At 45.7% G+C, this 12,810-nt stretch carries 15 protein-coding genes; 2 read left to right on the top strand and 13 right to left on the bottom strand.

The annotated features are described in order from the left end of the window. Window positions 1-16: 16 nt before the first annotated feature. The 3 genes from QWJ34_RS26340 to QWJ34_RS26330 all read right to left on the bottom strand — a co-directional run bounded on the left by QWJ34_RS26340 (window position 17) and on the right by QWJ34_RS26330 (window position 1,961). Complete coding sequence (locus tag QWJ34_RS26340) at window positions 17-961, bottom strand: HEAT repeat domain-containing protein (protein WP_302732095.1); 945 nt, start codon at window positions 959-961, stop codon at window positions 17-19. Then, on the bottom strand, window positions 949-1,509 hold the full coding sequence (locus QWJ34_RS26335) for a hypothetical protein (RefSeq protein WP_302732094.1): 561 nt from the start codon (window positions 1,507-1,509) through the stop codon (window positions 949-951). The genes QWJ34_RS26340 and QWJ34_RS26335 overlap by 13 nt, the downstream gene beginning before the upstream one ends. A 251-nt stretch (window positions 1,510-1,760) precedes the next feature. After that, window positions 1,761-1,961, bottom strand: coding sequence for a hypothetical protein (locus QWJ34_RS26330; RefSeq protein WP_302732093.1), 201 nt, complete (start codon window positions 1,959-1,961; stop codon window positions 1,761-1,763). 301 nt (window positions 1,962-2,262) lie between these two features. Between QWJ34_RS26330 and QWJ34_RS26325 the strand changes: the two genes are divergently transcribed. Beyond that, on the top strand, window positions 2,263-3,501 hold the full coding sequence (locus tag QWJ34_RS26325; RefSeq protein WP_302732092.1) for a hypothetical protein: 1,239 nt from the start codon (window positions 2,263-2,265) through the stop codon (window positions 3,499-3,501). 227 nt (window positions 3,502-3,728) lie between these two features. Here the strand turns inward: QWJ34_RS26325 and QWJ34_RS26320 are convergent, their stop codons facing one another. From QWJ34_RS26320 to QWJ34_RS26310, 3 genes are read right to left on the bottom strand one after another with little or no spacing between them, the layout of a single operon-like run. Next, window positions 3,729-4,166: a hypothetical protein gene (locus tag QWJ34_RS26320; protein ID WP_302732091.1), complete on the bottom strand. Its 438-nt coding sequence runs from the start codon at window positions 4,164-4,166 to the stop codon at window positions 3,729-3,731. Between the two features lie 36 nt (window positions 4,167-4,202). Next, window positions 4,203-4,775 (bottom strand): hypothetical protein, encoded by a 573-nt coding sequence (locus QWJ34_RS26315; RefSeq protein WP_302732090.1) that lies wholly within the window; start codon window positions 4,773-4,775, stop codon window positions 4,203-4,205. A gap of 18 nt (window positions 4,776-4,793) precedes the next feature. After that, entirely contained in the window at window positions 4,794-5,630 is an 837-nt protein-coding gene (locus QWJ34_RS26310) for a hypothetical protein (RefSeq protein WP_302732089.1), read from the bottom strand. Between the two features lie 218 nt (window positions 5,631-5,848). Between QWJ34_RS26310 and QWJ34_RS26305 the strand changes: the two genes are divergently transcribed. After that, complete coding sequence (locus QWJ34_RS26305) at window positions 5,849-6,073, top strand: hypothetical protein (protein WP_302732088.1); 225 nt, start codon at window positions 5,849-5,851, stop codon at window positions 6,071-6,073. A 177-nt stretch (window positions 6,074-6,250) separates the two neighbouring features. On the opposite strand, the gene QWJ34_RS26300 is transcribed toward QWJ34_RS26305, so the two are convergent. The 7 genes from QWJ34_RS26300 to QWJ34_RS26270 all read right to left on the bottom strand — a co-directional run. Next, a complete protein-coding gene (locus QWJ34_RS26300; RefSeq protein ID WP_302732087.1) occupies window positions 6,251-6,808 on the bottom strand; it encodes a hypothetical protein in 558 nt (185 codons plus the stop codon). A gap of 46 nt (window positions 6,809-6,854) precedes the next feature. After that, the gene (locus QWJ34_RS26295) at window positions 6,855-7,838 is read right to left on the bottom strand and encodes a WG repeat-containing protein (RefSeq protein WP_302732086.1); all 984 of its coding nucleotides are present in this window, start codon (window positions 7,836-7,838) and stop codon (window positions 6,855-6,857) included. A gap of 17 nt (window positions 7,839-7,855) precedes the next feature. Further along, entirely contained in the window at window positions 7,856-8,599 is a 744-nt protein-coding gene (locus QWJ34_RS26290) for a hypothetical protein (protein ID WP_302732085.1), read from the bottom strand. A gap of 42 nt (window positions 8,600-8,641) precedes the next feature. Then, window positions 8,642-8,968, bottom strand: a complete 327-nt coding sequence (locus tag QWJ34_RS26285; RefSeq protein WP_302732084.1) for a hypothetical protein — start codon at window positions 8,966-8,968, stop codon at window positions 8,642-8,644. 371 nt (window positions 8,969-9,339) lie between these two features. After that, on the bottom strand, window positions 9,340-9,813 hold the full coding sequence (locus QWJ34_RS26280; protein ID WP_302732083.1) for a hypothetical protein: 474 nt from the start codon (window positions 9,811-9,813) through the stop codon (window positions 9,340-9,342). Between the two features lie 80 nt (window positions 9,814-9,893). Next, window positions 9,894-11,879: a polymorphic toxin-type HINT domain-containing protein gene (locus QWJ34_RS26275; protein WP_302732082.1), complete on the bottom strand. Its 1,986-nt coding sequence runs from the start codon at window positions 11,877-11,879 to the stop codon at window positions 9,894-9,896. A gap of 39 nt (window positions 11,880-11,918) precedes the next feature. Then, a partial coding sequence (locus tag QWJ34_RS26270; RefSeq protein ID WP_302732081.1) for an RHS repeat domain-containing protein occupies window positions 11,919-12,810 on the bottom strand: 892 nt, incomplete at its 5' end.

Raw genomic sequence — 12,810 nt, 5'->3', positions numbered from 1 at the left:
ATCCCCTCCTTGTCATTCAATCAAATAGCGACATTGTTTCTCTCAACAGTTCGATCTTCTCCTCCAGCTTTCTCCGATAAGCCGTTTTCTCGTTCTCGGAGAACTGCGCCGCAATCTTTTCCAGCAGCGTATACGCCTGGGTACTCGTCTCATAATTCCCACCGATCACTTGGTCAAGCAGCACGTTTCGGTGTCTGGCATAATCCAGCGGTTCCAGCGCATAGAGCAGCGTTCCGCGGTTGCCCAAAGTTTTACGCTGCTGCACCAGGTCCACGATCACATCCACAGCTTTCTCTTCCCGCAGGTCCGACACGGCCAGAGCGATTTCGTTGCGCAGGCGCGGATCGTCGGTTTCGGCGAGTTCTTTAAGCAGGATAGCGTTTTCAGCGGAATCGCCGTTCTCTGCCAGCTTGCGGACCGAAGAGATTCGCCACTTCTTGAATTCTTCGTGTTCTTTTTGAAAATCCCGAGGTTCCAGCTTCAGATCGTACTTGCTCAAGATCGGCAGCAGCTCCTGTTCCAGTTCGCGCACAAAGCTTTCGAACGATTCAAAAGCGGTCAGCATACGAACCCCCCGCTCGATCCCCCGAATCTTGCCATGGGTGCGCGCGGCTTGATTCGTCCAGATCGTACATGCGATCCATTCATCTTCTTTCAAGTATTCGAATTCCAGATTGTAATAGAATTCATAAGTGGAAATCTCTACTTTGCGAAATGTATTCGTTTCCTGGTATTGCTGCATCATGCTCCGGAATTTGGTGAACATCCCTCTAATCTCATTCATATTCAAGCTCGCATGTTCTTCGGGATTTACCGCATACGATTCTTCAAGAATCCGCGTTTCGAACGTAATCGGAATCCAGTTGTTGATGTCATCGTGGTAGCCCGAGACCAGCCCTTTTCCTTCATGAAAAGAAAGACCGAAGCTCGACGTTCCGAATGTATCTATCAATACAGCCATGCTTCGCCTTCTTTCCATACGTTTTCTTCATAAGGCCACCGGCACGGGTAAACGAACAGCCCCGACTTTTTGATTTGCCTGATCGCTTCTTCGTCGTCCACCCTGCTGCCGAGGTGCATATAGAAATCATAGGAAAGATCCACATACAACTCGTCTTTTTTCCGCATCAGGGCGCTAAAAACTTCTCTCAATCCCAGCCGCGCCGCATATTCGATTTGTTTGCCGGATAGCACAGCGTCCCCGTGAATCGAGCGATAGAATTCCAGCAGCTCCGCCGGCCAGCATCGGGGAGCTTGTTCGATCATTTTCCGGGAAGTGTCCTCGCTCATCCGGCCGAACAAAAACAGCTCCATCGATTCGACGCCCGGCTTTTCCGCGAATAGAACGACCGCCTGCACATACTTATCTTCCACCGACAGATACTCTTCCGGCGTCAGTACGTTTCCGTTATACGAACGGCCGATATCGTAGATCGAGGTCCAGTCTGGAGTCTTCCGCCGGTCTTCATGTTCCTGTGGCGAGTATTTTCCGATCTGCCAGTAGTGCATGACGTTCCTCCGTTTTCTGTTTCGCCTATTTCTTTTCTCTACTTATTTAAATTTACAGTCGATAATAAACCCTAATATTCCCATGCCTCTGCACATGATTACCCAACAAGTACCGGTTTCGATTCCCGAGCGCAGAGAAAAAAAGACAATTCCGGTCCATAAAAGAGGTGCGATCGAACTTCTCTTCCAGCGCTTCGAGTCCATGTTCCTTTTTATAAGCGACTTCCTGCCTCGTACGTTGACCAAGGGAATCAGCCACAAAAAGCGAACAGGATCGCCGCCGCCCCGTTCCACTGTGGCGCGCCAAAATTCACGGCATGGCCGAGTCCCAGGCTCCGGCCGGTATAATGATAATGCGCGACGACCGTCAGCAGCTCGATCGGAAAATCGTGCTCCTGCGGCGCAAACAAATGCAGTTCGATCCGCTCGGCGTTCTTTTTGTAAATACGCATTCGGCTGCCGTTGTCTGCCCGAACGTTTCGTAGTGATTTTTGACCGTGCCGGCTAAATTGGAGTTCGTGGCGGTTTATCACCCCTTTAATTTTTCATTTTCCTCGCTTGAAACTATTTTCCACATCCTATCGACTATATAAACAGAAAAGAAGCACAAAGCATGATCGGCGTCAGCCTGCTTGTGCTATTCATTTTCACGGTCGCGGAATATTCATGGGCGTACGGATCAGGCCTGTCCTTGGTCACATTCTGCGCTGCCGCATGCACGTCGTTCGAATCTTTCAAAAGGAGGGGAATTTATTGAATCTGTTCGCTTATGAGCTCAAAAAGATCTGGAACTGGCGCATTGTCACGGTAATCGCCGTCTTCGCCGCCCTGATATTTGCCGCATTGATGAACGAAGCTTTGCGCTCCTATGACAGCTTGAGTACACAGGGCATCTACGGATCGTATCAAAACGAAATGTTCGAACGTTACGGAGATACGCTGGAGCCGGAGGAGCTCGCCGACTACGATATCCCCGGCAAGAAGGAAGCAGTCATCGCCGAACTGGATGAGATCATCGCCGCCGATTTTCTTTTCGCCAAATCGAACATCCATAATTATGCGGAGTTTGAAGCGTTCGAGGAAAGCCATACCGAAAATATGAGCGAAGCGGAACGCCAAGCGTTCCACGAAACGGTTTTTCAAATGCGGGAAAATCTATCTCCTAACCGGGCTGCGCAAACGACAAACGAATTTCACGCATCTCCGCGGTATCGTCTGCAAACCCTTATCGCGCTCGAAAACACTTACGTCAACTACGCGCAGCATCTGCAGCCCTATATCGAGCACGACGAGCGCCCCGTAGTCGTCCGCGTCGCCACAAAAATCCTGCAAACGCACAATACCAGCCTGATCCGTTACGATCTGCTCAGCAGCTTTTCTGTGTATGTCGCCGTTGTCGGCGTGTTCAGCACTGCGGCGTCGATCCTTCTGGTCGCCCCGATGCTGGTAACCGACCGTATACGAAAGCTCAACATGATCCAATATTCCTCGACGACCGGCCGCAGGATGCTGAAGATCCAACTGCTCGCAGCGGCGGCAAGCGTGTTCGGATTGTCCGCTTTTTTACTCGCCATAGCTTATATTCCGTTTATCGCGGTGCGCGCGGGAGACTACTGGAACACGCCGATCCTGTCGTTCTCGGGCTACGATCTGCTGCTTTACGATATCACTTTCGGACAGTATGCGCTTATTCTTGCGGGAATGATCCTTGTTCTGAACGTAGGCGCCGCCTGCTTCACGTTTGTCCTGGCGAGATTCAGCTCGAGTATGATCACCATGCTGGTCAAAACGGTCCCGGTCGGCATCGCGCTTGCGAGCCTGTCCGCGCTGTCGATCGCCATGGCTTTTTCGTATAACAATCTTATTTTCACGATGTTCTTTCGCGGGAAGATCAGTATGCCCGAAGTTCTTGTATGCGCGGCCGCTGCGGCTGCGGGGGTGCTTATGGCATTTGCGGTTGTGAGGCGGGAGAGGCGGGTGGATGTTTTGTAGAGAAAACTGTAGAATTTTAAGAAGCTAATTTGCTAATGATCTTTATTTATTATGACAACTAGTATTTACGCTCAATTACTATCATTTAAATTTAATATATAAATTATACTATCAAAACAATAAAACCTCCTTCCTTATTCTTAAGGAAAAGAGGCTTCATTGTAATACTGTATGTTGTAGCCTTCTAAATGAAAAGTAAATTAGAAGAAAGAAAGTGTAACCAGCTACTAGCCTCCGATATCTTCTTTCCACTCGGAAGCCAACCAGATCATTAATGATTCGTCATAGATTTTCAATCGGTCTTCAGATGCATCTGTAGCAACAAGAAGGGTTTGGGTCCCCGTTGTAATTGTAATCTCTTTTCCATTTGTTAGCATAATGACCATGCTGTTGCCCGGCATTGAATTGACAGCTGTGTCCTGAATTCCTGCTTTCCCCTGATAATCAGCGTCGTCAAACCACTGAATGACTTTCTTAATGATGACTTCGTCGTCAGGCCGACTTTCATCCAATGCTCTTGAGACAACGCCTGTGTTCATACCTTCCCACACCTGAATCGACTTTACATCAGTCGTTTTTAAAGTGAGTCCTTCAGGCTTTTTTTCTTGGCAACCGGATACAAGTATAACCAGCAAACAACTGATTAATAGTATATATGATTTCATTGGAATCCCCTCGAATCTTTCAGTACTGAGTGGATATTAGCGATAGGAAAACCCCATAAGCGGCTCACCGGTTAAGACATCCACTACCACATTATATTCGTGATGAATTGGAACTTCACCTTTATAACTATCAGGAACGTTGCCTTCGTAAGACATTCCTCTATATGTTACGATGTATACGGGAAGGTTATTCATGTAACCTTCTTTTCTTAACGCTTCATTTTTGGCAAGAACTTCTTCAGAAAAATCCCGAAAATTAGGATTTGTAATCTGCTGGTATTCAATAATCACTTCCTTTGAGTCTTCTTCCCATTGCGGAAATTCTTCGCCTGCATTTTTTAGAGCTACTTTTTCAGAAACAGTCTCAACGTTTTGGATCGAAAATATAGGTTCCGGTTTACTTAGCACAATTCCCATATTTTCTAGTTCATCAATATCTTGCTTCGTCTCTACATTCTCTGCCACACCCTCGTCTTGATTATCAGAAAGGTTCTCTTTGATGTTTGAAGACGGATTTATTTGGGTTTCATCCTGTGCATAGGCAAAAATGCTAAAAGAAAATAGCATAACCAGACAGCAAAGCACTGAAATTACTTTTGTTTTTTTCATATTCAACTTCTCCTTTTCTTAATATCTACTATCCCAGAATTCGATATAAGAATTGCTCTGATTTGAATACACACTGGTGTCTCCGTAATGACTACGGTTCTGGCTAGCACTTGTATCCGTAAAGTACCTCGTAATTGAAGGGGAATAATAAGTTTTTCCATTAAAAAATGCTCTTACATTGGAGAATTTAGACCGATAGTTTGCACCACCAGCAAAAGCAGAAGATTGGGGATTGCTAACAGCAGAATTGATTTCTTCGCTGAATTGAACTGCAGTACCACTGTACAAAAATTTATCTGTATCATAGGAAAGTGGGAAAGCGGCAATTTGATTACCATTTACTTCTCCAGCCCAATAGTTTCCACTCTTTTCTACACGATATCCATTTACCGAGCCGGCAGCTGGACCTTTCGCACTATAGACCTGATAATCACCTAAAGAGGTACCGATGGAAGAATACCCATAATTAATTTCATAGAAGAAGTGCTCGCCATCAGAAGGAAATACTTGTCCTAGGCCTCCTGACCCATAGTTGCCAGCAAATTTATTAGTTTTGATCCAACCTACCTGTACATACTTTGTATCGTTTACAATCATGGGCCAAGCACTGGAACTTCCTTGAGAACCGACAGTTGGCATATAAGAGGGAGTAGAAATATCTGCATAAACACTCGTTACAGCCGTTCCACCTGCCCCAAAAGTGTGTTCAAAACCATTAAAGCAATTAGTTTTGTTAACAGAACAGGCTTGTGAATCGGCACTTACTTCTTTCGAGGTAAAAATGCCTTCGAAAAATAAAATCAAAGAAAATAAGCTTAATACTACAATAATTTTTTCAGCTAATCTTTTTTTCATCTTATCCTCCTTATTTATACATGGATTTTATTTACTTATAATTAATAAACTACTCATCACTCATATGAAACTTATGATACATTATCTCCCGATTTAATATCTAAAAATAAAGATTAATTCAATAAAAATAAGTAAGATATTTTTTATAGCTGAAGAACAAACTCTTAACTACTTTATTTATTTATAATTTTCTTATTCATAAGTATTTCACAAAAAATATGATCGCCATGCTGGTCAAAACGGTCCCGGTCGGCATCGCGCTTGCGAGCCTGTCCGCGCTGTCGATCGCCATGGCTTTTTCGTACAATAATCTTATTTTCACGATGTTCTTTCGCGGGAAGATCAGTATGCCTGAAGTTCTTATGTGCGCGGCCATCGCAGCTGTGGGGATGCTTATGGCGTTTGCGGTTGTGAGGCGGGAGAGGCGGGTGGATGTGGTTTAGGAGGCGGCTAAGAGTATATACGAATGCGAAAAAAGATCGGTCGATCTAAAATCGGCTGATCTTTTTACTGCATGCGCGATTATATTAATCCATTTTACTGCGGCGTTCATCAAACTCAAAGCTCGGGATCATGGATTATCGCTCCTTCTGCTTCATTCTTTTTTATTCTCGATAATTTTAGTTTTTATAAAACGATTCACCAGACCGCTCCCAAAAATTGTTCGAATACTCGTAATCGATTAAGTGCGCGTATAAACCCAAATTTCCAATCTCTTCCACGATCTCTCGGTCTTCCCGATCATTCCCGATGTCTTCTTTCCACCCGGAAGCCAGCCATCTCATCAGCGACTCATTATAGATTTTCAAACGATCGCTCGGCGTATCGGTGGAGACGAGAAGCGTCTGCGTTCCGGTCGTAAGCGTGATTTCTTTGCCGTCTGTCAGTGTAATCACCATACTGCTGCCCGGCATCGAATTTACGGCTGTGTCTTGTGTTTGCGCTTCTCCCTTGTACTCCGCTTCGTTAAACCACTCGACAACCTTTGTCATAATCGCCTGGTCGGAAGAACGGCTTGCATCCAACGCTTTTGAGGCAACGCCAGTATTCATGCCTTTCCATACCTGAATCGACTGTACATCGGATACATTCAAGGTTAATTCTTTGGGCTTTTTCTCCTGGCAGCCGGATATCCATAAGACCAGTAGGCAGCCGATTAGAAGCAGATAAGGTTTCATGGCGATCTCCTTATGTATTCTTGTTTTGCTTCAACAGATCTGGCAGCTACGTTTCAGGCAAAGGCTTAAATTCCACTCTGTTCCCTTCCCGATCGATATAAGAATATTCAGCAATCTGCTCCCGGCTCACCTGCATCATACCGTGCTGCGCAGGGAAAGCTTCGAGGTATGCCGGCTCAATCACCATCTGTCCTTCCTTATCGATGTAACCCCATTTTTCGTTCACGAATACCGGGGCCAGTCCTTCCGAAAAAGAGTTCACAGAATCATAACGCGGGGCAATAATTTTTTTCCCATGACGATCAATAAACCCCCATTTGTCTCCGATCTGTACGACAGCCCTATCCTCATAAAAAGCAAAGGTATCTTCATAAATGAAAGGCAGTACGACTTCTCCCGTCCGATCGATATACCCCCATTTATCCCCTTTCCGCACGGCTGCCAGTCCTTCGCTAAAAGAACCAACGTCATCGTATCCTTCTATAATCAAAGCACCCTTTTCGTCAATGAATCCCCGATTCTCAAAATACTCAATCCAAACAGAGGCTAATCCTTCCGAAAAAGTACCGATTCTGAAGTACTCCGTTTTCACCTTTACTTTGCCCGAAGAGTCAATCAAATTCCAATATTCGACTCCGTCACTCGCATTGGGGTTGTCCAACTTCATCGCCACAGCCATACCGTTCTCAAAATCATCCGCGTATGTATACTGGGGTTCAATCGCCCACTGTCCGGAACGATCAATATACCCCGACTGTGCACCTTTGCTCGCTACCGCCAGACCTTCATGGAATTCCCCGGCATTTGTAAACTGAGCTTCAATCACGATTTGGCGCGAGTCGTTCACATATCCCATGAGATAATCGTCGCCTATAACCACGGGATAAATTTCATCGTCCGAGTAAATATAGGGCTTGGGCTTTGAAGGCTCGGCCTCGGAATCTGCGGAGCAGCTTTGCAGAAAAGCCCCGAAAGCGAGCAAAGCGATTAGTAGGATGTTTTTTGATTTAGGTAGATAATTTAAAAACAATCTGCTTTCTCCTTTCGTTACTTTTGGTATCTGTTCATTTGCCGATCTAAATCCTCCAGAACGCTTTGCAGCAAACGGTTGTCGCGATCCATTTTGTTCCAACAATCATAAATCAATTTCAAAGGAAGCAGAAGTGCATCTTCATCACCGCCTATTCTTTTAAGAAGAGGGCTTTTTGTATAATCATCCAAAGCCAGGTCAAACCCATATTTACGTTCAATAATATCCATAAGCGCGCCGCTGCCAAGCTCCATATCTTCTTCTGCCGGCATTTCATTGTTCTGCTTTTTCAAACGTAAATCATCCTGCAAAAATTGAATGAGTTCTTCTTCACGTTCCAAGCTCAAACCAAACTTCTGTAAAAATTTCTGCGATGCCGATTTGTAAGAAGTCATGAGTCTTTTTGCCGCTTCGATAGAAGGGCCATAGACTTTAATACTGGACATCCGATCAAGAAAAGGCAGGATCTCATTCTCTATTTTGACGATAAAAGTTCGCAGAATATCACCAAGTTCATCTTCGGTTTTAAAATATTCAAACCCGATCATGATCCCTTCGCTGTAAAAACCTTCAACATAGGCATGCAAACGAATCGAGTTCTTATCCCAGCTGCTTTGCGAGAAGTCAATTCTTTGATGCAGATTTCCTTCTTCTTTCATATAAAACCATACAGTAGGAAAATCCTTTTTTAGCCGTGTAAAACCTTTGCTATTCAAGAAAGGATCGACGACTTTTTTCAAATATCGACTTACTGCGCCCATTTCGTTTACTCCTCCTCGCAAACCGAGTCGTCTCGCTAAAGATTACGACCGATGAAACTCTGCGAAAAACTCGTCAGTCAGCTTACAAAATAAGTCGAAAGCTTTTTCATTATTTTGGGTTGAAAAAGTAATATACTCATACCAACCACTTTCTCCTTGAAACGTAATGCCCAGATTGTTCGTGATCCACTCCCTCACCCAACTGTGAAACTGTCCACTAAAATGTTCATCGATGGCTGCTGCTGTTTTTGATACACTCCCGTGACAGTAAAACCCTGCGATAAAGTACTTAATATAATCCAGCCGCTTATCCTTCACAAACATGCCGGGTCTTCCCTTGATTCCATAGATTAATTCTTCAATATTCATTTCTTATATCTCCTTTTATAGGGAGCTCCTTTTGAGTTTAAACTGTCTACAAATGATGCTTTCGACTCTTATTATAGATTTTTATTTTTTTATTGATAAGATTATACCCTGGCCTAACAGAGTAAATCCGGCCTGTATAACGGAATGACGTTCTTTCAAAATCCTATATTCAAAAAAGAAAACCTCATTTTTCAATAGTTATTGAAAAGAGGTTCTCTCCAGTTGATTTTTTAAACAGTACTTTCTAGCCTGTAGTTGTGTTTAAATAAGCTTGTTACACTTGCTTTTACAATTCGTCTAGCAAGACAGATAAAAAAGGTTGTTTCGATATAAGACGAAACAACCTTTTAACATAACTGATTAGACTCTAATTAAAGTCTAAAGTATTCAAAAACTTCGGTGCCACAACGTAAAGGTTTAAAATAAGTTCTTTCAGATAAATTATACAGCTTCAAAAATCGACTCCTTTTTTGTTCATATGCTTTTCGACTTTTTAAAATTTGAATTTCGTCTGAAAGTTCAAGCACTTTCCTTAATCTCATATCCACCACCTTCATTTTAAGACATTCACACAAGATTTCACAAAGCTCAATAACCTTTTTATGTGTTTTTTCTGAATGAGTGATTGCAAAACGAATTGATACTTCTTCCACCTCCTCTTTTTTAATATCGGACCGGCAAATTTCGATTTCGATAATACTTTCTGAGTCTTGATAAGAATGAAAAGATTCCGAGTGCGGGTCAACATCATCGTTAATTAAAGAATCAGCTGTTACTCCAGGCATTGATGCAAGTACATTCAAAACATCTACAAACAACACTTCTTGCTTACTAGTTACATCCAAAACTCCATCATTAAAGCAGAGTTGGCTGTCCAAGGGTACTAACAAAAAATTATAACACTCTAATCCCATTAAAACGTCATCTACTTTCCGTAATAATAACCATCTATTAATTGCTTTTCAGATATGCCTTTAGCAGCTAATTCGCTTTCGCTCAAGTTCCTTACAAGTACATTTTCAATTCCTGCTTGTCTAGCCGCCTTTGCTCTATGATGACCATCAACAATCAAATTTTTCCCGTTCATTTTATATATTTCGATAGGATCTCCATTCCATCCATTCGCTTTCATATTATCAGTTATTTTTTTGAGCTTTGAACGACTAATAGCATCGCCAGTACCGTCTAAATCCCACACTTTTGAAAATTCACAATCATTGGTATTGTGCACCCAAATCCCCAAACTACTCACAAAATACGTATGGAATCCATCTACCGTCATATTGTAAACAGTCGCTTGGCGCTGCTGAATCTCGATGCTGCCGACCTCAAGTGTCTTCCCATCACTCTGCTCCAGCAGATCGCCCGGTTTCAGGTCTTTGGCGAAGACCCATCCTTTGCCTACAACCCAGAATGGATGGTTATACGTCGCTTCGATCACCTGATCGTTGACATGAATGCTGTAAATCTCATCCGCTTCGTGATTGAATGTCGCCGTTACCTGCTTATAAGCTTCTTCACCTGTGTTCTCATCCTGAGACAGCACTTTGTCGCCGACTTGTACATCTTCAATGTCTTTATCGCCTTTGTCGGTCTTGACCTTTGTTCCTGCTGTAAAGCAGTTGCACGCTTTAGATACAGCTTTAGTCGCTTTAGCCGCACCGGAAGCTTTATGCTCCGCTTTCGCTACTTGAACGATCAGCTTGCCGCCTTTAAAGACTTTGCCGACAGGAAGAAGGCTCGCCCCTGCGATGACTTTGTCGATCGTCGAAGACTGTGAACTCGTCAGTGTCTTGATATCGTCGATAACCAGGAAGTCTGCCGCTTCTTTTACGCCTGTTTTAACTGCGCTCCATGTGTTCTGAAGCCACTGAGGTGCATAACCGCTCGGATCGAGATACTTCAGCGGATTATTCTCCACATACGTGTACGGATTCAAACTGCTCGGCCGGTTCACGTAGCCTTCGAACGTATCTTCCTGAATAAACCGCCCGATGCTCGGGTCGTACCAGCGGCTTCTCAGGTACTGCAGGCCTGTATCGCCGTCCCAGAACTCGCCCGAATATCCGAACGGATTCTCGACCTGCACGTCCGACGTCAGCGGGTTGCCCCAGATGTCGTAGGTGTAGGTGTTCAGCGCCGTACCGTCGGCTTTCACCAGTCCCGTCACGTCGCCGTGGCCGTTGTGCTGGTAGTAGGCTTTCTGGTTGTTCGAGTCTTCGCGGTAGATGAGCTGGGCGCCGCGCACGTAGCGGGCTTTGAACGTGATGCTTCCGTCGGCGGCTACCGTGCCTTCGGCGATGATGTTCTCCCCGTCGTAGTAGTAGCGCGTCGTATCCGTCTTGCCGCTCTTCGTGATGCTGCGTTCGGTCATCAGGCCGTCGCCGTTGTACTTGTAGCTGACCGAGGTCTGGTTGCGCTGAACTTGGCTCAGCTGCTCGGCCTGATTGTACGTGTAATCGACGTTGTCCTTGTGCGGCATCTGGATGCTGGATTGCAGCGTCAGGCGGTTGCCTTTGCCGTCGTAGCTGTACGTTTCCGCGCCTTCCGAGCTGGTGATGATGCGGTCCAGTTCGTCGTACGTAAACGTGCCGCTGGTCGTGCCGTCGCTGCGGCTGGTAATGTTGTCCTGCTTATCGTAGCCGTAGGTGAAGGCTTTGGTCAAGCCGCCGGCCGACTGAAGCAGTTTGGTCAAGCGTCCGAATCCGTCGTTGGTGTACGTGGTCGTGATCTGGCCGTTTGCCAGCTTCGTTTGGTACAACTGGGACGACTTCAGGTAGTTTGCGTCCGATTGGACCAGTCCGTCGCGATAGACGTATTCGGCCTGGGTCGTATTCTCGGTACGCACTTGAACCAGCTGGTTGTCATCGTTGTACCAGTAGGTCGTCGTCATGCCGAACGGATCGGTCATGCTGCGAAAAGGCTCGCTTAACGCGAGAACCCGGAATCGCTAAGCCCGTAGGGGTATGCGATTCCGGGTTCCGGGCAGGCCGTTGTTGTAGTACGTGTACGAGATCTGTTTGCCGTCCGGATAGACCATGCGCTCCAACCGGTTATCCAGCGTATAGAAATACTGCGTCGTGCCGGTTTCGTCTTTCATCGTTTTGCGCAGGCCGTTTTTGTAATACGTAAACGATCCGTTCTTATCGCCGCTGCTCCACGAAGTCAGGCGGTTCTGCTCGTCGTACTTGTTGAGCACGTTGATGCCTTCGCGCGTTTTGCCGCCGGTGATGTTGCTGTTGTTGTCGTACGTGTAGCTTTCTTTGCCCAGCACCGAGTCCGTTTTGGACAATCTGCGGCCGAGTTCGTCGTAGCCGTATGTGATCTTCGTCAGGTCCGGGAACACTTTCTCGGTCATCGCGCCAAGTCGGTTATACGTGTATTTGGTGCTCAGCGAGGTGCCGCCGGCGTTCTGCGTAACGTTTTGCAGTCGGTGCAGACCGTCGTTAGTGAATCCGGTTGTCTTACCGCCTCCGTTGGTGGAGCTCATCGCGAACGGATTGCCGCCCACTTCGTATTGGTTGGTGGACGTGATGGTGTTGCCGGCTCCGTCTTCGCGCGTCGTACTCGTGGTACGGCCCATGGCGTCGGTTTCGGCGGTGACTTTCTCGCCGTAATCCGTAGTCGTCGTCGCCTGGTTGAGCACCTCGTTGTAGCCGAAGCCCGTAACGCGGCCCGAAGCGGAGATCGTTTGTTTCACTTCGCCGTTGGCGTCGTATTCATAGCTCGTTTTGTGACCTTCGCCGTCTGTCGTATAATCCAGTTCGCCCAGGTCGTTATAATGGTTGGACTGGAGCGTGTAGAAGTCGACGTTGTTATTGTTGTCTTTGCGTTTCAGTTGA

The sequence above is a fragment of the Saccharibacillus sp. CPCC 101409 genome, assembly GCF_030518235.1.
Lineage (GTDB): Bacteria > Bacillota > Bacilli > Paenibacillales > Paenibacillaceae > Saccharibacillus.
Note: the sequence above shows the minus strand (reverse complement) of the source record. Positions and strands in the feature narration are given on the sequence as shown.

Bases quoted from the DNA above. Each gene is read 5' to 3' on its own strand.
- QWJ34_RS26340 (WP_302732095.1), bottom strand. From the start codon at position 961: ATGGCTGTATTGATAGATACATTCGGAACGTCGAGCTTCGGTCTTTCT.
- QWJ34_RS26335 (WP_302732094.1), bottom strand. From the start codon at position 1,509: ATGCACTACTGGCAGATCGGAAAATACTCGCCACAGGAACATGAAGAC.
- QWJ34_RS26330 (WP_302732093.1), bottom strand. From the start codon at position 1,961: ATGCGTATTTACAAAAAGAACGCCGAGCGGATCGAACTGCATTTGTTT.
- QWJ34_RS26320 (WP_302732091.1), bottom strand. From the start codon at position 4,166: ATGAAATCATATATACTATTAATCAGTTGTTTGCTGGTTATACTTGTA.
- QWJ34_RS26315 (WP_302732090.1), bottom strand. From the start codon at position 4,775: ATGAAAAAAACAAAAGTAATTTCAGTGCTTTGCTGTCTGGTTATGCTA.
- QWJ34_RS26310 (WP_302732089.1), bottom strand. From the start codon at position 5,630: ATGAAAAAAAGATTAGCTGAAAAAATTATTGTAGTATTAAGCTTATTT.
- QWJ34_RS26305 (WP_302732088.1), top strand. From the start codon at position 5,849: ATGATCGCCATGCTGGTCAAAACGGTCCCGGTCGGCATCGCGCTTGCG.
- QWJ34_RS26300 (WP_302732087.1), bottom strand. From the start codon at position 6,808: ATGAAACCTTATCTGCTTCTAATCGGCTGCCTACTGGTCTTATGGATA.
- QWJ34_RS26290 (WP_302732085.1), bottom strand. From the start codon at position 8,599: ATGGGCGCAGTAAGTCGATATTTGAAAAAAGTCGTCGATCCTTTCTTG.
- QWJ34_RS26285 (WP_302732084.1), bottom strand. From the start codon at position 8,968: ATGAATATTGAAGAATTAATCTATGGAATCAAGGGAAGACCCGGCATG.
- QWJ34_RS26275 (WP_302732082.1), bottom strand. From the start codon at position 11,879: ATGACCGATCCGTTCGGCATGACGACGACCTACTGGTACAACGATGAC.